Annotated in this window: 14 protein-coding genes; 7 read left to right on the top strand and 7 right to left on the bottom strand. The window is 60.9% G+C overall.

Translation table 11 applies throughout. From position 1 onward, the window contains the following. Nucleotides 1-8: 8 nt before the first annotated feature. Nucleotides 9-2,156 carry a fatty acid oxidation complex subunit alpha FadB gene (gene fadB, locus AAIS01_RS13990; protein WP_343469444.1) on the bottom strand — a complete coding sequence of 716 codons (2,148 nt, stop codon included), beginning with the start codon at nucleotides 2,154-2,156 and terminating at the stop codon, nucleotides 9-11. Between the two features lie 602 nt (nucleotides 2,157-2,758). Beyond that, complete coding sequence (locus AAIS01_RS13985; protein WP_343469443.1) at nucleotides 2,759-3,196, bottom strand: hypothetical protein; 438 nt, start codon at nucleotides 3,194-3,196, stop codon at nucleotides 2,759-2,761. A 110-nt stretch (nucleotides 3,197-3,306) separates the two neighbouring features. On the opposite strand from AAIS01_RS13985, the gene AAIS01_RS13980 reads away from it, so the two are divergent. After that, nucleotides 3,307-3,747: a universal stress protein gene (locus AAIS01_RS13980; protein ID WP_343469442.1), complete on the top strand. Its 441-nt coding sequence runs from the start codon at nucleotides 3,307-3,309 to the stop codon at nucleotides 3,745-3,747. A 133-nt stretch (nucleotides 3,748-3,880) separates the two neighbouring features. On the opposite strand, the gene AAIS01_RS13975 is transcribed toward AAIS01_RS13980, so the two are convergent. Beyond that, nucleotides 3,881-5,800: an ATP-binding cassette domain-containing protein gene (locus AAIS01_RS13975; RefSeq protein WP_343469441.1), complete on the bottom strand. Its 1,920-nt coding sequence runs from the start codon at nucleotides 5,798-5,800 to the stop codon at nucleotides 3,881-3,883. Between the two features lie 214 nt (nucleotides 5,801-6,014). On the opposite strand from AAIS01_RS13975, the gene AAIS01_RS13970 reads away from it, so the two are divergent. Continuing rightward, nucleotides 6,015-7,943: a transglycosylase SLT domain-containing protein gene (locus AAIS01_RS13970; RefSeq protein ID WP_343469440.1), complete on the top strand. Its 1,929-nt coding sequence runs from the start codon at nucleotides 6,015-6,017 to the stop codon at nucleotides 7,941-7,943. Between the two features lie 201 nt (nucleotides 7,944-8,144). Here the strand turns inward: AAIS01_RS13970 and AAIS01_RS13965 are convergent, their stop codons facing one another. After that, nucleotides 8,145-9,923 carry an ABC transporter transmembrane domain-containing protein gene (locus AAIS01_RS13965; protein WP_343469439.1) on the bottom strand — a complete coding sequence of 593 codons (1,779 nt, stop codon included), beginning with the start codon at nucleotides 9,921-9,923 and terminating at the stop codon, nucleotides 8,145-8,147. Between the two features lie 248 nt (nucleotides 9,924-10,171). Here AAIS01_RS13965 and AAIS01_RS13960 point away from each other — a divergent pair, with 248 nt between their 5' ends. Further along, the gene (locus AAIS01_RS13960; protein ID WP_003199629.1) at nucleotides 10,172-10,351 is read left to right on the top strand and encodes a PA1571 family protein; all 180 of its coding nucleotides are present in this window, start codon (nucleotides 10,172-10,174) and stop codon (nucleotides 10,349-10,351) included. Nucleotides 10,352-10,536: 185 nt separating this feature from the next. Here AAIS01_RS13960 and pdxB read toward each other — a convergent pair whose 3' ends face one another. Further along, the gene (gene pdxB / locus AAIS01_RS13955; protein WP_343469438.1) at nucleotides 10,537-11,679 is read right to left on the bottom strand and encodes a 4-phosphoerythronate dehydrogenase PdxB; all 1,143 of its coding nucleotides are present in this window, start codon (nucleotides 11,677-11,679) and stop codon (nucleotides 10,537-10,539) included. Nucleotides 11,680-11,963: 284 nt separating this feature from the next. On the opposite strand from pdxB, the gene AAIS01_RS13950 reads away from it, so the two are divergent. Further along, the gene (locus AAIS01_RS13950) at nucleotides 11,964-13,367 is read left to right on the top strand and encodes an MATE family efflux transporter (protein WP_343469437.1); all 1,404 of its coding nucleotides are present in this window, start codon (nucleotides 11,964-11,966) and stop codon (nucleotides 13,365-13,367) included. Here the strand turns inward: AAIS01_RS13950 and tusA are convergent. Both tusA and rlmM read right to left on the bottom strand, forming a co-directional pair. After that, on the bottom strand, nucleotides 13,364-13,615 hold the full coding sequence (tusA, locus tag AAIS01_RS13945; protein ID WP_343469436.1) for a sulfurtransferase TusA: 252 nt from the start codon (nucleotides 13,613-13,615) through the stop codon (nucleotides 13,364-13,366). The two genes, AAIS01_RS13950 and tusA, sit on opposite strands and share 4 nt — an antisense overlap. 187 nt (nucleotides 13,616-13,802) lie before the next feature. Next, nucleotides 13,803-14,876, bottom strand: coding sequence for a 23S rRNA (cytidine(2498)-2'-O)-methyltransferase RlmM (gene rlmM / locus AAIS01_RS13940; protein WP_343469435.1), 1,074 nt, complete (start codon nucleotides 14,874-14,876; stop codon nucleotides 13,803-13,805). Between the two features lie 172 nt (nucleotides 14,877-15,048). On the opposite strand from rlmM, the gene acnA reads away from it, so the two are divergent. From acnA to AAIS01_RS13925, 3 genes are all read left to right on the top strand, one after another. Next, on the top strand, nucleotides 15,049-17,790 hold the full coding sequence (gene acnA, locus AAIS01_RS13935; RefSeq protein ID WP_343469434.1) for an aconitate hydratase AcnA: 2,742 nt from the start codon (nucleotides 15,049-15,051) through the stop codon (nucleotides 17,788-17,790). A 114-nt stretch (nucleotides 17,791-17,904) separates the two neighbouring features. Beyond that, nucleotides 17,905-18,693 (top strand): CPBP family intramembrane glutamic endopeptidase, encoded by a 789-nt coding sequence (locus tag AAIS01_RS13930; protein ID WP_343469433.1) that lies wholly within the window; start codon nucleotides 17,905-17,907, stop codon nucleotides 18,691-18,693. Nucleotides 18,694-18,769: 76 nt separating this feature from the next. After that, nucleotides 18,770-20,335: a methyl-accepting chemotaxis protein gene (locus AAIS01_RS13925; RefSeq protein WP_343469432.1), complete on the top strand. Its 1,566-nt coding sequence runs from the start codon at nucleotides 18,770-18,772 to the stop codon at nucleotides 20,333-20,335. Nucleotides 20,336-20,473: the final 138 nt, after the last annotated feature.

The raw sequence follows: 20,473 nt of genomic DNA, 5'->3' as shown, positions 1-20,473 counted from the left end.
TTGGGCGCTTAACCGAAGAAGCTCTGGCCGTTCTTGGCCATTTCACGCAGCTTCGCGGTCGGGTGGTACAGCGCGCCCAAATCAGCGTACTGGTCTGCCAGGGCAACGAACTCGGCTACACCGATCGAATCGATGTAACGCAGCGCACCGCCACGGAATGGAGGGAAACCGATACCGTAGACCAGACCCATGTCGGCTTCGGCGGCGGTTTCAACAATGCCGTCTTCCAGGCAACGCACGGTTTCGAGGCACAGCGGGATCATCATCCAGTTGATGATGTCTTCGTCGGTGACTTCGCGCTGCTCGTAGACGATCGGCTTGAGCACTTCCAGCACCGACGAATCGGCCACTTTCTTCTGCTTGCCGCGCTTGTCGGTTTCGTAGGCGTAGAAGCCCTTGCCGTTCTTCTGGCCCAGGCGCTTGGCTTCGTAGAGCACGTCGACGGCCGACCGGCGGTCGTCTTTCATGCGGTCCGGGAAGCCTTCAGCCATGACGTCACGACCATGGTGGCCGGTGTCGATGCCGACCACGTCCATCAGATACGCCGGGCCCATTGGCCAGCCGAATTTTTCCATGATCTTGTCGATGCGCACAAAGTCCACACCGGCGCTGACCAGCTTGGCGAAACCGCCGAAGTAAGGGAACAGTACGCGGTTGACCAAAAAGCCCGGGCAGTCATTGACGACGATCGGGTTCTTGCCCATTTTCTTGGCGTAGGCGACGGTGGTGGCGATCGCCTGTTCGCTGGACTTCTCGCCTCGGATCACTTCCACCAGCGGCATCATGTGCACCGGGTTGAAGAAGTGCATGCCGACGAAGTTTTCCGGACGCTTGAGGGCCTTGGCCAACAGCGAGATGGAAATGGTCGAGGTGTTCGAAGCGAGGATGGTGTCTTCTTTGACCTTGTCTTCGACTTCAGCCAATACCGCCTGCTTGACCTTCGGGTTCTCGACAACCGCTTCGACCACCAGGTCGACATGGCCGAAATCGCCGTAGGACAGGGTTGGACGAATGCCGTTGAGCACTTCGGCCATCTTCGCTGCGGTCATGCGACCTTTATCGACGCGACCCACCAGCAGCTTGGCCGCCTCGGCCAGGCCTTGCTCGATACCGTGTTCGTTGATGTCTTTCATCAGGATCGGCGTGCCTTTGGACGCCGACTGGTAGGCGATACCGCCACCCATGATACCGGCGCCGAGTACGGCGGCCTGCTTCACGTCACGGGCGATTTCGTCGTAGGCCTTGGCCTTTTTCTTCAGCTCCTGATCATTGAGGAACAGACCGATCAGGCTTTGGGCAGCCGAGGTCTTGGCCAGTTTGACGAAGCCGGCGGCTTCGACTTCCAAGGCCTTGTCGCGACCGAAGTTCGCGGCTTTCTGGATGGTCTTGATCGCTTCGACCGGCGCCGGGTAGTTCGGGCCAGCTTGACCGGCGACGAAACCCTTGGCGGTTTCGAAAGCCATCATTTGCTCGATCGCGTTGAGCTTGAGCTTTTCCAGCTTCGGCTGGCGCTTGGCCTTGTAGTCGAACTCGCCACTGATGGCGCGCTTGAGCGTTTCAAGGGCCGCTTCCTGGAGTTTGCCAGGTTCGACCACGGCATCCACGGCGCCGACTTTCAGCGCGTCTTCAGCACGGTTTTCCTTGCCGGCAGCAATCCATTCGATGGCGTTGTCGGCACCGATCAGGCGCGGCAGGCGCACGGTACCGCCAAAGCCCGGGTAGATGCCCAGCTTGACTTCCGGCAGGCCGATCTTGGCCACGGTGGACATGACGCGGTAATCCGCTGCCAGGCACATTTCCAGACCGCCACCCAGGGCGATGCCGTTGATGGCCGCGACGGTCGGTACGTTGAGGTCTTCGAAGTCGCTGAAAATACGGTTCGCTTCGAGGTTGCCAGCGATCAGTTCGGCATCGGGCAGCTTGAAGTTATCGACGAATTCGGTGATGTCGGCACCGACGATGAAGACGTCCTTGCCGCTGCTGACGATCACACCCTTGATCGAAGCATCTGCCTTGATAGTGTCCACGGCCTGACGCAGTTCATTCAGGGTTAGACGGTTGAACTTGTTGACGGACTCACCCTTGAGATCGAACTTCAGTTCGACGATGCCACTTTCAAGAGCCTTAACCGTGATGGCTTTACCTTCGTAAATCATCAACTGATCTCCACGATATGGAAGCTGAACAGTACACGTTGAACGCTGACTGCTGGTTCGGCATTGACGTTTACCGCCGATGCTACGCCAATCCGCCAGGCACACCCGTCAACGCGATAGTCGGGGTTCTGTAGGAACGTTCGGAAAATACAAACGCTCAATTCATACGCCCGTTTGATTTGGGTACGCCACCTTCACGGAATTTCCGACAATTGTCAATCGCCCTAAACAGGGGCGTTAACGCGACTTCCCGGTCATTTGCGTACCGCACGGATCCGCAACACGGCGCTGCATACACGGCCATTCATAGAATCAATATTTAGAAAAGTCGCCCTAATTCCATGCACGTCGGACTCAACCGGCTAAGCTGGCGGGAACGCTTTTAAATCTTTGGAGAAGGACGTTTCGAACGAACGCCCACAAAACAACTTCGATTACCGGCCTGCCTGGCCAACCCGCCCGATGAGACTGTCGGGCTTTTTTATGGGCATAGACGCTGTCGGAACCTGCGAGCTTTTGATCGCTCAGGACTCAATCATTTAAGGAGAGATCGCAGCCTCGCTTCGCTCGACAGCTCCTACGGAGGATGCAGGCCAGGAGATTCAGGCCAGCGCCTTCAGCACCGAGGAAATCTCCTGCAAAACACTCGCCTCGCCTTTCTCGCCCCAGTACAAGGCGATCATTTGCCCGTCGGCTTCGACTTTGTAGACGTTGGCTGGCAATTTTTCGAAATGATTGAGCAGCGACTCATCCTGGCAGACTTCGCGCCACTGATTGACCCATACGCCCGGCGCGGTTTGCCAGTAGGTCCAGATTGCCGGCTGCTTGCCCCGCCGGGGCCGATGGTACTGGGCGCAGGGGTTTGGCGCCTGTTGCCCGAGCCAGTGAGGCCACTCCTGAGGCGCCAGTTGCATGGCCAGGCCAAGGCGTCGCGCTTCCATGCGCAACGCCATGCGACCGTTCTGAACACGGGACGGGCGCAACCATGCCAGGGGGCTTAATACCACCAACAGGATTGACACCACTATCCAGACCGTCATATTCGTACTCCCCGAATTCTGATGCGCCCCTTGACGATTGACCCACGTCGCCGTCAACGCGCTTGAAACCAGCCATACTTAACGTATCGCAATTCTCTGGAGTACCTTCCATGTACTACGAACACGTCCTGGTCGCCGTCGACCTCACTGAAGAATGTGATCCCGTCGTCAAGCGTGCTCTGGCCCTTTGCGAAGGTCGAGACACCAAACTGTCGCTGGTTCACATCGTCGAACCCATGGCCATGGCCTTCGGTGGTGATGTGCCGATGGACCTTTCCCAGTTGCAACAACAACAATTCGATCAAGCCAAGGAACGCCTTGACCGGCTGATCGTGAAATACCCTGCCCTGAAAAAGGAATACAGCCACCTGACCTACGGTCAGCCGCGCCAGGAGATCCATCACCTGGCCAAGGAACAGGGTTGCGACCTGATCGTCGTGGGCAGCCATGGCCGTCACGGCCTGGCGCTGCTGCTGGGCTCGACCGCCAACGATGTGCTGCATGGCGCGCCTTGCGACGTGCTGGCGGTGCATCTGGTCAAGCGCAGCTGATTCACCCAAGGAGTTCACTGAACCTGTGGCGAGGGAGCTTGCTCCCGCTGGGCTGCGTAGCGGCCCCTAGCGGTGAGTGCTTCGCACTCAAGCGGGAGCAAGCTCCCTCGCCACAGTCATTGAGCGTACGGGATCAAGCGTCCAGTTCAGCCCAGCGTTCGACCAATGCGTCCAGCTCGGCCTGCAACTGCTCCAGATGCGCGATCACCTTGGCAGTTTCGGCGGCAGGTCGCTGGTAGAAGCCTGCGTCGGCCATTTCGGCCTGCACCGCTGCGATCTGCTGTTCCTTCGCGTCGATATCACCCGGCAACGCTTCCAGCTCACGCTGCAACTTGTAGCTGAGCTTCTTTTTCGCCGGGGCCGGGGCCGCTGTGGCAGCCACCGGAGCAGGCTCGGCCTTGACCACCGCCGAGTTCAGGTCGGCCTTGCCGGACTTGCTCTCAGTCACGCCCAACAGACGTGGCGAACCGCCCTGGCGCAGCCAGTCCTGATAACCACCGACGTATTCACGCACCAGGCCTTCGCCTTCGAACACCAGGGTGCTGGTAACCACGTTGTCGAGGAATGCCCGGTCGTGGCTGACCATCAGCACAGTGCCGTTGAAGGTCAGCAGCACCTCTTCCAGCAACTCGAGGGTTTCCACGTCCAGGTCGTTGGTCGGTTCGTCGAGCACCAGCAGGTTCGCCGGTTTGCTGAACAGTTTGGCCAGCAGCAGACGCGCACGTTCACCGCCGGACAGCGCTTTGACCGGGGTACGGGCACGTTGAGGGCTGAACAGGAAGTCGCCCAGGTAGCTCAAGACATGGCGGCTCTGGCCGTCGATGTCGATGAAATCGCGGCCTTCAGCCACGTTGTCGATAACGGTTTTCTCCAGATCCAACTGATGACGCAACTGGTCGAAGTAGGCGACGTCGATCTTTGTGCCCTCCTCCACCTTGCCACTGGTCGGCACCAGGCCGCCGAGCATCAGCTTGAGCAGGGTGGTCTTGCCGGTGCCGTTGGCGCCCAGCAGGCCAATGCGGTCACCGCGCTGCAGCACCATGGAAAAGTCCTTGATCAGGAACGGGCCACCAGGGTGCGCAAAACTCACGTTCTCAAGCACCATCACCTGCTTGCCGGACTTGTCAGCGGTATCCAACTGAATATTGGCCTTGCCGGTGCGCTCGCGACGCTCGCTGCGCTCCATGCGCAGGGCCTTGAGCGCCCGTACACGGCCTTCGTTGCGGGTGCGGCGGGCCTTGATACCCTGGCGAATCCAGACTTCTTCCTGGGCCAGCTTTTTGTCGAACAGCGCGTTCGCGGTTTCTTCCGCCGCCAGCGCCGCTTCCTTGTGCACCAGGAAGCTGGCGTAGTCGCCGTTCCAGTCGATCAGGCCGCCACGATCCAGCTCGAGGATGCGGGTCGCCAGGTTCTGCAGGAAAGAACGGTCGTGGGTGATGAACAGCACCGCGCCCTGGAAATCCTTCAAGGCTTCTTCAAGCCAGGCGATGGCGCCGATATCCAGGTGGTTGGTGGGCTCGTCGAGCAGCAGCAGGTCCGGCTCGGACACCAGGGCCTGGGCCAGCAGCACCCGGCGACGCCAGCCACCGGACAGCTCGGCCAGGGTCTTGTCGGCCGGCAGTTGCAGGCGACTCAGGGTGCTGTCCACCAACTGCTGCAGGCGCCAGCCATCACGGGCCTCGAGGTCATGCTGCACATGCATCAACTTGTCCAGATCAGCGTCGGTGACGATGTTCTGGCTCAGGTGGTGATACTCCGCCAGCAGCGCGCCGACACCGTCCAGGCCTTCGGCGACCACGTCGAACACCGTCCGCTCGTCGGCCACCGGCAGCTCCTGGGGCAATTCGCCGATTTTCAGGCCTGGCGCGCGCCAGACCGAGCCGTCATCGGGCTTCTGATCGCCCTTGACCAGCTTCATCATGCTGGATTTGCCAGTGCCGTTGCGGCCGATGATGCACACCCGCTCACCACGGGCGATCTGCCAGGACACCTTGTCCAACAACGGCATAGCGCCGAAAGCAAGGGACACATCGCTGAATTTGAGCAGGGTCATGAGCTTCTCCAAAAACCGGGCGCGCATTCTACCTGAGATGAGGCCCCAGAAGTCCGCCAATTTCGCCAGTGAAGCACTCTGCATAACAAATGTTGCGAACTTGCGCGGATGCCCCCGCAAAGCTTTCGCCCATTGCTGGCAAAAGGCTAAGCTACAGACAGTTACCCGGGGTCAGACCTTGGGCTTGTCATGTTTTTTTCTGCCCGGACGTATCATGCGCAGTCGCCTTTTCAGTGTTTTATCTTGTTTTTTTGTATGTGCCACTGCCGTTCAAACCGCCGAGGCGGTGGATATTTCCACCCAGCGTCAGTATTACGATGAAGCCAAGCGTGCCTTGGCCAAAGGTGATTCCGGCCCCTATTTTCGCTACAGCCAGGCCCTGCGTGATTACCCGCTGGAGCCCTATCTGGCCTACGACGAACTGACCGCTCGCCTCAAGAGCGCCAGCAATGCCGAAATCGAGAAATTTCTCGCCGAGCATGGCGACCTGCCCCAGGCCAGCTGGATGAAATTGCGCTGGTTGCGCTGGCTGGCCGACCGCGGCGATTGGGCAACCTTCGTCAAGTATTACGACCCCAAGCTCAACTTCACCGAACTGGACTGTCTCAACGCCCAGTATCAGCTCAGTCATGGCCTCAAGGCCGAAGGCTACGCCAACACCGAAAAGCTTTGGCTCACCGGCAAATCCCAACCGGCCGCGTGCGATGCGCTGTTCGGCCTGTGGGCGAGTCAGGGTCAACTGACTGAACAGAAACGCTGGGAGCGCGCCAAACTGGCCGCCCACGCCCGCAATTACCCACTGGCCAAAAGCCTGATCAGCGGCCTGACCTCCCTCGCGCCTCGCGGCAAGTTACTGGTGGATGTGGCGCAAAAACCGGAACTGCTCAATCAGCCATCGCGCTTCAGCCCGGCCGATGAGCCAATGGCCGATATCGTCAGCCTCGGCTTGCGGCGCCTGGCCCGCCAGGATCCAGAGAAGGCCATGGCGCTGCTGGACGGCTACGCCAGCTCCATGCACTTCTCCAAGAACGAAAAAGTAGCCATCGCCCGGGAAATAGGCCTGACCCTGGCCAAGCGCTTCGACAGCCGCGCCCTGGGCGTGATGACAAAATACGACCCGGAACTGCGCGACGATACCGTCTCGGAATGGCGCTTGCGCCTGCTGTTGCGCCTGGCCCGCTGGGACGACGCCTATGAGTTGACCCGCCGCCTGCCCGAGACGCTGGCCAGCACCAGTCGCTGGCGTTACTGGCAGGCTCGCAGCCTGGAGCTGGCGCAGCCTCAGAATCCCGAGGCACTGACGCTTTACAAGCAGCTGGCCCGTGAGCGGGACTTCTACGGTTTCCTGGCCGCCGATCGTTCCCAATCGCCCTATTCGCTCAACAACAAGCCCCTGGTGATGAGCCAGGCGCTGATCAATAAAGTGCGCAACACACCAGGTATTCGTCGCGCCCTGGAGTTTCATGCCCGGGGTCAGATCGTCGACGGTCGCCGCGAGTGGTATCACGTCACCCGCCACTTCAACCGGGACGAAATGGTCGCCCAGGCGAAACTGGCCTACGATCTGAAATGGTACTTTCCGGCGATCCGCACCATCAGCCAAGCCAAGTATTGGGACGATCTGGATATTCGCTTCCCAATGGCCTACCGCGACACCCTGGTGCGGGAAGCCAAGGTTCGCGGCCTGCATTCAAGCTGGGTGTTTGCCATCACTCGACAGGAAAGTGCCTTCATGGAAGATGCACGCTCCGGTGTCGGCGCCAGCGGCCTGATGCAGTTGATGCCGGCCACCGCCAAGGAAACCGCGCGCAAGTTCAACATTCCCCTGGCCTCGCCCAGGCAAGTGCTGAACCCGGACAAAAACATCCAACTGGGCGCGGCGTACCTGAGTCAGGTTCACAGCCAGTTCAACGGCAATCGCGTCCTGGCCTCCGCCGCCTACAACGCCGGCCCCGGTCGGGTGCGCCAGTGGTTGCGCGGTGCCGACCACCTGAGCTTCGATGTCTGGGTCGAAAGCATCCCCTTCGACGAAACCCGGCAATACGTGCAGAACGTGTTGTCGTACTCGGTGATCTACGGCCAGAAACTCAACTCGCCGCAACCGCTGGTGGACTGGCATGAGCGGTATTTTGATGATCAGTAGGCGTTAGCGCCAAGCGTGAAGCTTCAAGCGGCAAACTGTTCCTGGACAGCAAAAAATGCCCGTATCGAAAGATGCGGGCATTTTTTTGGTTGGTTGCGGGGACTTGTGGGAGCAGAGTTCAACCAACCTGCACGCAAGCCCGCTTATCCGACTGAGTAAGGCGATACCGCTGTGCCGGGCTGTTGGGGGATTCGGGGTCAGTCATTGAGCAGGCTCGCCTTGCTGATTGAACTGCAACGCCGCCAGCCTTGCATACAGGGCATTGCTGGCGACCAGTTCCTGATGGGTGCCCACGGCAACCACTTTGCCCTGGTCCATCATCGCGATCCGGTCGGCATTTTTCACTGTGGCCAGGCGGTGGGCGATGACCAGGGTGGTGCGATTTTTCATCAGGCTGGGCAGCGCTTGCTGGATCAAGTGTTCGCTTTGCGCGTCGAGGGCACTGGTGGCTTCGTCCAATAGCAGGATCGGCGCGTCCACCAGCAGCGCCCGGGCGATGGCCAGGCGTTGGCGTTGACCGCCCGATAACCCCAGACCGCCGTCCCCCAGGTGGGTCTGGTAACCCTCCGGCATTTTTTCGATGAAATCGTGAGCGTGGGCGATCTGCGCGGCTTCGCGCACCTGCTCGGACGTCGCCTCGGGGTTGCCGTAGCGGATGTTCTCTTCAACCGTACCGAAAAACAGTGCCGGGTTCTGCGAAACCAGGGCGAAATGGCGACGCAGGTCCAGCGGGTCGAGTAGGGTCAGCGGTACATCGTCGATAAGGATCTGCCCTTGTGCCGGGTCGTAGAAACGCAGCAGCAGGTCATACACCGTGGATTTTCCGGCACCAGACGGCCCGACCAGGGCCAGGGTCTCGCCAGCCTGGACGCTCAGATCCAGGCCGTCGACCGCATAACTGTCCGGCCGCGACGGATAGGCGAAGCGCACGCCTTCCAGACGCAAATCGCCCCGAACCCGCTCAGGCAGTGTCACGACGCCAGAGGTCGGCGGCTGAATAATATTTTCCGAACGTAACAATTCGGCAATGCGCTCAGCCGCTCCGGCCGCCCGTTGCAACTCTCCGATGACTTCGCTCAGGGTGCCAAAGGCGCTGCCGACGATCAGGCTGTAGAACACAAACGCCGCCAGCTCACCACCGGAAATCCGCCCGGCGATCACGTCCATCCCCCCGACCCAGAGCATCACCCCCACCGCCCCCAGCACGAGTACGATCACCAGTGTGATCAGCCAGGCCCGCTGGGCAATACGCTTGCGGGCGGTGTCGAAGGCCTGCTCCACGGTCACCGCAAAGCGCCGCTCATCCTGGACCTGATGGTTGTAGGCCTGCACGGTTTTGATCTGGCCGAGCGTCTCGGAGACGTAGCTGCCGACATCGGCAATGCGGTCCTGACTCTGGCGCGACAGGCTGCGCACTCGCCGCCCGAATATCAGGATCGGCGCCAAGACCAACGGCAGCGCGATCACCACGATGCTGGTGAGCTTGGGGTTGGTGATGAACAACAACACAATGCCGCCGACCACCATCAAGGCGTTGCGCAGAAATAGCGACAACGACGAGCCGATCACTGACTGCAACAAGGTTGTATCGGCGGTCAGGCGCGACTGGATTTCCGAGCTGCGGTTGTTCTCGTAAAAGCCCGGGTGCAAATACACCAGATGATTGAAGACCTGCCGGCGGATATCGGCCACCACCCGCTCGCCAATCCAGGACACCAGGTAGAAACGGGAAAAAGTGCCGATCGCCAATCCCACCACGAGCACCATGAACAGGCCAATGGACTGGTTGAGCAGGTGCGGGGAGCGCGTCATGAACCCCTGGTCCACCAGCAACCGGATGCCTTGCCCCATGGACAAGGTGATACCGGCGGTGACGATGAGGGCCAATAAGGCGCCAGCCACCTGCTTGCGATAAGGAGCAATGAAACCACTGGCCAGGCGTATCGCGCGGCGTTGTTGGGAAGAAAGCATCAGAAGCATCCGATAAGTACAGCAGGAATGGACCACCCAGGGTGCCGAAGCGTAGCGGAACTTGGTTGAATCAGAATGAGTCAGGTTAAATATGACCGTAACGACTAGAGGCTAGATGTTATCGGTCTAAAGTCTGGCTGGAAACGTGACTGCGTTTCTGATTGAGTGGAGCTGTCGCCATGAACCTACAAGGAGTGTCATGGCTCGGTCACCTGGCGACACTAAAATAGGCACACAACCTGATGAGGAGACAGGCCATGTCCTTGCAACACAGCAGCGACGACAAGATTCAAGTGATCCGCACGCAACCGGACCAGTCTCTGGGCTGCTCGTTCATCGACGCCCAAGGGCGCGAAGTACCGATCACCGAAGACATGATCCAGAAAGCCTGCAGCGAGCTGGAAAAACGACTGGTCAAACCTGCCGAACAAAAGTGATACAGCCCGTCTTCGATTGAACCCGACCTTGATGTCGGGTTTTTTATGCCCGCAGCCTTTTTGCGGACACTTGTGGGTTGTCTCTTGTGGCGAGGGAGCTTGCTCCCGCTGGACTGCGAAGCAGGCCCAAAACCTGGCGGCTGCTGCGCAGCCGAGCGGGAGCAAGCTCCCTCGCCACAAGACGATTAAAGGGTGATGGCACCCAGAGCGCTGACGATCTGTTGCAACGCCGGCGACTGCCCTTCGATGCGAACCTTCAAGCTGTCGATCTCCCGACGCGGAGGGTAATGCTTGCGCAAGGCATCGAAGGCACTGCGTTGTTCGCTGACCGTTCCCACCAGGCTGCGACGAAAATCCGCGTCGTCGCGGCGTGGGTCGTACACGCCACGGCACAGCATCGCCAACGCCCAGTCCGGATCCGTCTCAGCATCCAGTGTGATGCCCGCCAGCCAAGGCCGGGGCAACAGGTCGCCCAGCCTGATCGCAACCGGCTGCTCGAGGAACGCGCACAGCGCTTCGTAGATTTGCGCCGTACCACGCTGGCGACCATCAAGGCTGTAACCGGCAATGTGCGGGGTCGCGATCACACACAGGTCAGCCAGATCCGCATCGACAGTCGGCTCATGCTCCCAGACATCCAGCACCGCTTGCAGGTCTTCGCGCTCCAGCAGCACCTCGCGCAGCGCTGTGTTGTCGATCACCGGTCCACGGGCCGCATTGATCAGCCAGGTGCCGGGCTGGAGCCGGCGCAGGCGTTGCTCATCGAACAGGTGCCAGGTCGGTTGCGCCCCGTCGCGAGTCAACGGTGTGTGCAGGCTGATCACATCGCACTGTTCGATGATCTGCTCCAGGCTCACGTAATCGCCGCCTTCGGCAGCCTGACGGGGTGGGTCGCAGACTTTCACCGTCCACCCCAGGCCCTTGAGCACCTCAATCAACCGCCCGCCCACCTGCCCGGCACCGACCACGCCAAAGGTGCGCTGCTTGAGGTTCGCGCCTTCGATCTCAGCCAGGGTCATCAGACTGCCCAGCACGTAGTCCACCACGCCACGGGCGTTACAGCCCGGTGCGCTGGCCCAGCGAATACCGGTCTGGGTGAAATAATCCAGATCCAAGTGATCGGTGCCGATGGTGCAGGTGCCGACGAAACGTACCTTGCTGCCTTCCAGCAACGCGCGATTGACCTGGGTGACAGAGCGCACCAGCAACACATCGGCCTGCTCGACCATCCCCCGGTCGATGCCCCGCCCCGGGACCCGGCGGATATCACCGAAACCTTGGAAAAACGCATCGAGCAGGGGAATATTTTCGTCAGCGACGATCAGCATGGCAGAGCTCCTTTGGCGGGATGGGCAGTGTAGGCGTTCCGTTAGGCCTGTGCATTACCCGAAGCGAATGATGTTGTGGCGAGGGGATTTATCCCCGTTGGGTGCGCAGCGCCCCTGCGACTTTGCGACTGCCGCGCGGTCGAGCGGGGATAAATCCCCTCGCCACAAGGTATTCGCATGCCAGCTAAACGATTACAAATCCACAACACAGGTTTTTTCCTGACCACTGTGTCAAGGCGTAGAATGCGGCGCCTCGCGCTTATCTTTTTTCGGACGTTTGGCCTGTGAATCCTGTGATCGACGACACCACCTCCCTCTCCCGCCCGGCCCGGGTTCGCCTGGAGCTCAAGACGCTGCTGGCCCTGGCATTGCCGATCATGGTGGCGCAGTTGGCGACCACTGCCATGGGGTTTGTCGACGCGGTGATGGCCGGGCGAGTCGGACCACGGGACCTGGCGGCGGTGGCCTTGGGTAATTCCATCTGGGTACCGGTGTTCCTGTTGATGACTGGCACCCTGTTGGCCACCACGCCGAAAGTCGCCCAGCGCTTCGGCGCCGGCACGTTCGACGAGATTGGTCCGCTGGTGCGCCAGGCGTTGTGGCTGGCGCTGGTGGTGGGATTGATTGCGACGCTGGCGCTGCTCGGCGCCGAACCGATCCTGCACATCATGAATGTGGACCCCGAACTGATCGGCCCCTGCATGGAGTACCTGCAAGGCATCGCCACTGGCCTGCCGGCGGTGGCGCTGTATCACGTGCTTCGCTGCTTCAGCGACGGGCTGGGCCGGACACGACCGGCGATGGTGCTGGGTTTGTGTGGACTGGCGCTGAACATTCCGCTCAATTACATCTTCATTTACGGGCATCTGGGCCTGCCCGCCATGGGCGGCGTCGGTTGCGGCTGGGCCACGGCCCTGGTGATGTGGTTCATGGCCCTGGGCATGGCCGGCTGGGCGCGCTGGGCACCGGCCTACCAGTCGAGCCGGTTGTTCAACCGCTTCGACTGGCCGAAATGGGCCGTCATCAAGCGCCTGCTGGGCATCGGCCTGCCGATTGGCATCGCGGTGTTTGCCGAATCGAGCATTTTTGCGGTGATTGCCCTGTTGATCGGCAGCCTCGGCGCCACGGTGGTGGCCGGGCACCAGATTGCTCTGAACTTCAGCTCCCTGGTGTTCATGATTCCCTATTCGTTGGGCATGGCCGTGACAGTACGGGTCGGCCAGGCCCTGGGGCGGCGCCAGCCTCGCGAAGCGCGCTTCGCCGCCGGAGTGGGCATGGGTACGGCGCTGGCGTATGCCTGCCTGTCGGCGAGCCTGATGTTCTGGCTGCGCGGGCCCATCGCGGCGATCTATACCGGCGACCCGGTGGTGATCGAAGTGGCGTCGATGCTGATCGTCTATGCGGCGTTGTTTCAGTTTTCCGATGCGATTCAGGTCACAGCGGCAGGCGCATTGCGCGGCTACCAGGACACCCGGGTGACGATGATCCTGACGCTGTTCGCCTACTGGGGCATTGGCCTGCCCGTGGGTTACATCCTGGGCCTGACCGACTGGCTCGGCGCGGCCAGCGGCCCGAGTGGCTTGTGGCAGGGCCTGATCGTGGGTTTGAGCTGCGCGGCGCTGATGCTGTCGATTCGCCTGGCCCGCAGCGCACGCAAGCAGATCCGCATCAGTCGTTCGGCGGGTTAAGCGAGCTTCTTGCGGATCCAGTAGAGGTACGTGCCAGCCTCCTCATGCTGGGACACCAGTTCGTGATCGAGAAACACGCAAAACTTGGGGATGTCACGGCGGGTCGAAGGGTCGGTGGCGATCACCTTCAGCAATCCGCCGGGGGCCAGGTCGCGGATATGCTGGTGCAGCATCATCACCGGCTCCGGGCAATTGAGCCCCGTGGCATCCAACGTGCCGTCGACCGGCGTATCGTTCATTTCACTCATGCTCTACTCCTGAAACTGGCGGGCATTGTCGCGCAATGTCGCTGCGCGGTCACCCCTGGTCTGGCACTTTACCTGTGGGAGCGGGCTTGCTCGCGAAAGCGATCTGTCTGCTATTCAAGTGCTGACTGACACACCGCTTTCGCGAGCAAGCCCGCTCCCACAGATAACTTTCATGACCTTGTGATCGTTAGCGGGACTTGGGCTTTTTCGTGTCCAGCCGCCGCAAGTGGCAGGTCACTTCCTCACGGTCGTGGTACAGCTGCTTGCAGCCGATCTCGACCTTGATACCCCGGGCCTTGAAGCCCTCGGCGATGCGTTCGAGCAGGCGTTTGACTTCGGCGTAACGCTGTTTCATGGGCAGTTTGAGGTTGACCACCGCCTCGCGGCAGTGCCCTTCGCCGATCCACTCTTCCAGCATCGCCGCATTACGCGCCGGCTTCTCGACGATGTCACAGACCATCCAGTCCACCGGCTGCTTGGGCTTGAAGGTAAAGCCGTCCGCCATCAGGTGCTGCACCAGACCGGTTTCCATCAGGCTTTCGGCCATCGGCCCGTTGTCGATGGCCGTCACCAGCATGCCGCGGTTGACCAGTTGCCAGGTCCAGCCGCCCGGCGCGGCGCCGAGGTCCACACCGGTCATGTCGCTGTGCAGGCGCTCGTCCCACTGATCCCGAGGAATAAAGTGGTGCCAGGCCTCTTCCAGCTTGAGGGTGGACCGGCTCGGTGCCTCGCGAGGAAATTTCAGGCGTGGAATGCCCATCGGCCACATGGCCGAATTATCGGGCTGCGCCAGGCCCAGGAACACTTCGCGACCGCTCTTGAAGGTCAACAGCAGGCGCGGCTTGTACGGGTCATCCACCAGTTTGCCGGCGCCGGTCAGCGCCTTGCGCAGCGGCCCTTCGAATTTTTTGCAGAAGTTCGACAGTTCTTTACCGTCATTGGTGTCCACCACCTCCAACCACAGGCTGCCGCAGGTCGGGAAATCGGCCATGTGGGCCAGGATGACACTGATGCGATCGGTTTCCGGCAGATCGATGAAGGTGCCGCGCGCCCACTGACGCGGAAAAATCAGCTCGGCGAAACGCTGGCCACGCATCAGTCGCTCGGCGCCGTCGTCTTCGGTGCAGACAAATTCGGCGCAAGCGCTGGCCGGCTTGGCCTTGGCGTAGCCGGCCACGTTCAGCCGCGCGGCGTGTTCGGCGATCTCGGAACAGACCTCGCCTTCGAAACCTGGTCGGCAGTGCATGAAAAGCGTGTTCATTGAAACTCCGTAGCAAAGCCTGTCACGAAAACCGGCGCATGATAGCGGAGTTCGGAACCCCAAACCTGCCTATGGTGTCCTGTGATTAGTCATACGCTTAAAACAGGGCTAGGTTAAAGGCTCTGCCCGTCCCGTCAGTCCGTAGCCGTGCGGACTCAAAGGAGTCATTTCAATGCCGTCCCTCGATAGCCTGAAAACCCTTAAAACGCTGCAAGTCGATTCCAGGACTTACCACTATTTCAGCCTGCCGGACGCCGCCCGAAGCCTGGGTGACCTGGACCGGTTGCCCATGTCCCTCAAAGTGCTGCTGGAGAACCTGCTGCGCTGGGAAGATGAAAAAACGGTCACCGGCACCGATCTCAAGGCCCTCGCCGGCTGGCTGAAGGAGCGTCGCTCCGACCGGGAAATTCAATACCGCCCTGCTCGGGTACTGATGCAAGACTTCACTGGCGTCCCGGCCGTGGTCGACCTAGCCGCCATGCGCGCCGCCATGGAAAAGGCCGGCGGCGATCCGCAGCGGATCAACCCGCTCTCACCCGTGGACCTGGTGATCGACCACTCAGTGATGGTGGACAATTTCGCCAGCAGCCAGGCGTTCGAACGGAACGTCGATATCGAAATGCAGCGCAACGGGGAGCGCTATGCCTTCCTGCGTTGGGGCCAGAGCGCCTTCGACAACTTCAGCGTGGTGCCGCCGGGCACCGGCATCTGCCACCAGGTCAATCTCGAATACCTGGGCCGCACCGTGTGGACCAAAGAGGAAGACGGACGCACCTACGCGTTCCCGGACACCTTGGTGGGCACCGATTCCCACACCACCATGATCAATGGCCTGGGTGTTCTGGGCTGGGGCGTCGGTGGGATCGAGGCCGAAGCGGCCATGCTCGGCCAGCCGGTGTCGATGCTGATTCCAGAAGTCATTGGTTTCAAGCTCATCGGCAAGCTGCGCGAAGGCATCACCGCCACCGACCTGGTGCTGACGGTCACACAGATGCTGCGCAAGAAAGGTGTGGTGGGAAAATTCGTCGAGTTCTATGGCGACGGCCTTGCCGACCTGCCGTTGGCCGACCGCGCCACCATCGCCAACATGGCCCCGGAATACGGCGCCACCTGCGGCTTCTTCCCGGTGGACGACGTGACGCTGGACTACTTGCGCCTGTCCGGACGTCCGACCGAAACCGTGAAGCTGGTGGAAGTCTATTGCAAGGCCCAGGGCCTGTGGCGGCTGCCCGGCCAGGAACCGGTATTCACCGACACACTGGAACTGGACATGGGTAGCGTCGAGGCCAGTCTCGCCGGGCCAAAGCGCCCTCAAGACCGAGTCTCGCTGCCGAATGTCGGCCAGGCTTTCAGTGACTTCCTGGGCCTCAACGTCAAACCCACCAGCAAGGAAGAGGGCCGCCTGGAAAGCGAGGGGGGCGGTGGGGTCGCGGTAGGCAACGCCGATCAGGTGGGGGAAACCGAGTACGAATTCGAGGGCCAGACCCATCGCCTGAAGAACGGCGCGGTGGTGATTGCAGCCATTACCTCCTGCACCAACACGTCCAACCCCAGCGTGATGATGGCCGCCGGGCTGCTGGCGAAAAAGGCCGTAGAGAAAGGCCTGACCCGTAAACCGTGGGTCAAGAGTTCCCTGGCGCCGGGTTCGAAGGTGGTCACCGATTACTACAAGGCCGCCGGATTGACCGAATACCTGGACAAACTGGGTTTCGATCTGGTGGGTTACGGCTGCACGACCTGCATCGGCAACTCGGGGCCATTGCCCGAGCCCATCGAAAAAGCCATCCAGAGCGCTGACCTAACGGTGGCCTCGGTGCTGTCGGGTAATCGTAATTTCGAAGGCCGCGTGCACCCGTTGGTCAAAACCAACTGGCTGGCATCACCGCCCCTGGTGGTCGCCTATGCCCTGGCCGGCACGGTGCGCATCGACATCAGCAGTGAACCGCTGGGCAACGACCGCGACGGCAACCCGGTGTACCTGCGGGATATCTGGCCCAGCAGCCAGGAAGTCGCCCACGCGGTGGCCCAGGTGAACACGAGCATGTTCCACAAGGAATACGCCGCCGTGTTTGCCGGTGATGAGCAATGGCAGGCTATCGAGGTGCCGCAAGCGGCGACTTACGTCTGGCAATCGGATTCGACCTACATCCAGCACCCGCCCTTCTTCGAGAACATCAGCGGGCCACCGCCGGTCATCAAAAATGTCGAGGGCGCTCGAGTCCTGGCGTTGCTCGGCGACTCGGTGACCACCGACCACATCTCCCCGGCCGGCAATATCAAGACCGACAGCCCGGCCGGCCGCTATCTGCGCGAACAGGGCGTGGAGCCCCGGGACTTCAACTCCTATGGTTCAAGGCGCGGTAACCATCAGGTCATGATGCGCGGCACCTTTGCCAATATCCGCATCCGCAACGAAATGCTCGGCGGCGAAGAAGGCGGCAATACGATCTACATCCCCAGTGGCGAGAAAATGCCGATCTACGACGCCGCCATGTCGTATCAGGCCAGCGGCACGCCTCTGGTGGTGATCGCCGGACAGGAATATGGCACCGGCTCGAGTCGGGACTGGGCAGCCAAGGGCACCAATCTGTTGGGGGTCAAGGCGGTGATCGCCGAGAGTTTCGAGCGCATCCACCGCTCCAACCTGGTGGGCATGGGCGTGCTGCCGTTGCAGTTCAAGCTCGATCAGAATCGCAAGAGCCTGAACCTCACCGGCAAGGAAACCCTGGACATCCTGGGCCTGAGCGACGTCGAACTGACGCCCCGCATGAACCTGCCGCTGGTCATCACCCGCGAGGACGGGCGCCAGGAGCGAATCGAGGTGTTGTGCCGGATCGATACCCTTAATGAAGTGGAGTACTTCAAGGCTGGGGGGATCCTGCATTACGTCCTACGGCAATTAATTGCGGGATAAAAAGAAGCGTCTTACAAAAACACCGCCTTTTATGGGCGGTGTTTTTGTATCGGCCTGCCTATAATCCCGCCCGTCTTGCCAGCTCTAACCGCTTCCAATCTCCAAGGATGTGCTATGCCTGCCCTGCCCTGGCCATACCTGGCCTTTCTTTCCATCGGCTATGCCCTTGCCCTGGCCTTCGGCCAACTGGCCTGGACTGCTGCGATCTCGGTCGCGCTGTTGCTGTTCGCCGGGTATGCGGTGCGCCAGCAGCAGACGCCGGTTGGCCAGTTTCTCGGCCATGCCCTATTTGTGGTGATGGCCCTGGCGCTGGCCTTGCACTGGATGCCGGGCTTTTTCAACGGTCGGGCGATCCCGCCGCAACGCTTCACCGATGATGCCGTGCCATTTGCCATGTACCTGAATCAGGACAAGCCGCTGATCGGCTTCTGGTTACTGCTGGCGTGTCCCTGGATCATCGGCAGGCGCTCGCTTCGCCTGTCGATACAGGCCACGGCCCTGGGCCTGACCCTGAGCGCCGTGCTGGCGTTGGGCGGGGCAATGCTGCTGGGAATGATCCATTGGGCACCGAAGTGGCCGGAGCTGGCCTGGTTATGGGTACTCAATAATCTTTTATTGGTGACGCTGGTGGAGGAAGCGCTGTTTCGTGGCTACATTCAGGGTGGCCTGATCCGGCGCTTCAAGCATCTGAGCTATGGCGACAACCTGGCACTGCTCCTGGCCTCGCTGCTGTTCGGCCTGGTGCATGCCGGGGCGGGATGGCAATGGGTGCTGCTGTCAGGCATGGCGGGGCTCGGTTACGGCCTCGCTTATCGCTTTGGTGGGCTGGGGGCGGCGATTGCTGCCCACTTTGGCCTCAATCTGCTTCATTTCGCCCTATTTACCTACCCAATGCTGGCGTGATACCGACCGGAAAAATAACCTCAATAAAAACCTGACGGCGCCGACAACCTTTCACAGCCTTGCGGATCTACACATCATGCGTAACAACCAGCCCGTCACACAACGCGAAAGGACCTTCCCGGCCCAACAACGTCTGATTTCCACTACCGATGCCAAAGGTGTGATCACCTATTGCAACGACGCGTTCGTTGAAATCAGTGGGTTTTCGAAAGAGGAACTGATCCGCGCGCCCCACAACCTGGTACGCCATCCCGATGTGCCGTCGGCCGTGTTCGCCCATATGTGGGACACGCTGAAACAAGGCTTGCCATGGATGGGCATCGTCAAGAATCGCTGCAAGAGCGGCGACCATTACTGGGTCAACGCCTACGTCACCCCCGTGTTCGAAGGCAACCAGGTGGTTGGCTACGAATCGGTGCGGGTCAAGCCCACCGCCGAGCAGATCGCCCGGGCGGAAGCGCTCTATCAACGCATCAACCAAGGTAAGCCGGCGATCCCGCGCAGCGACAAGTGGCTGCCGATCCTGCAGGACTGGTTGCCGTTTATCCTGGTCAGCCAGTTGAGCTTCGTCGTTGGCGCGTTTCTCAATTCCTCCTGGGGCTTTGCCCTGGCTGCCGCACTCTCGGTGCCGCTGGGCCTGATGGGCCTGCAATGGCAGCAACGCGGGATCAAGCGCCTGCTGCGCCTGGCCGAACAAACCACCTCCGACCCATTGATCGCCAGGATGTACACCGACAGCCGGGGCGTCCAGGCGCGCCTGGAGATGTCGATCCTCAGCCAGGAAGCTCGCCTGAAAACCTGTCTGACGCGCCTGCAGGATACCGCCGAGCACCTCAACGACCAGGCCAGCCAATCCAACGCCCTGGCCCACAACAGCTCCAGTGGGCTGGAGCGTCAGCGGGTGGAAACCGAACAGGTCGCCACAGCGGTCAATCAGATGGCTGCGACCACCCAGGAGGTCGCCAGCCACGTGCAACGCACTGCCGACGCCACTCAGGAAGCCAATCGCCTGACCAGTCGCGGACGCGACATCGCCGGGGAAACCCGTGAAGCCATCGAACGTTTGTCGGTGGTGGTGGGCGAGACCGGGCAGACCGTAACCCAACTGGCCAAGGACAGCGACGAGATCGGTGGCGTGGTGGACGTGATCAAAGGCATTGCCGACCAGACCAACCTGCTGGCCCTCAACGCCGCCATCGAAGCAGCCCGTGCTGGGGAAATGGGCCGAGGCTTTGCCGTGGTAGCCGATGAAGTACGACAACTGGCGCAACGTACCAGTGAGTCCACGGGGCAGATCCACGCCCTGATCGCCAAGCTCCAGCAGACCGCCACCAATGCCGTGCAGACCATGGATGCCGGCCACCGCCAGGCCGAAGAAGGCGTGGCTCGGGTCATGGAAGCGGACGCGGCGCTGGTGGGCATCAGTGAAGCGGTGGCCAACATCACCGACATGACCACACAGATCGCTGCCGCTACCGAAGAGCAGAGTTCGGTGGCCGAAGAGATCAGCCGCAACATCAGCAACATCTCGGAACTGGCCGACCAGACCTCGGGCCAGGCCCACAGCTCGGCGTTGCTGAGCGAAGAACTGACCCGCACCGCCAATACCCAGTATTCCTTGGTGGAGCGGTTTAACCGCTGACAGAGGCCTGCTCGATAAAAAACCGGGAAGATGTTGCTTCCCGGTTTTTTATTGCCAACTGGAAAGTGATGCGGCATGACGAGCCGCCTTCGCGAGCAAGCCCGCTCCCACAGGGGAATGCATTCGTCTGTGGGAGCG

Source organism: Pseudomonas halotolerans, assembly GCF_039581215.1.
GTDB lineage: Bacteria > Pseudomonadota > Gammaproteobacteria > Pseudomonadales > Pseudomonadaceae > Aquipseudomonas > Aquipseudomonas tehranensis.
This window is presented reverse-complemented; position numbering and strand designations above follow the sequence as displayed.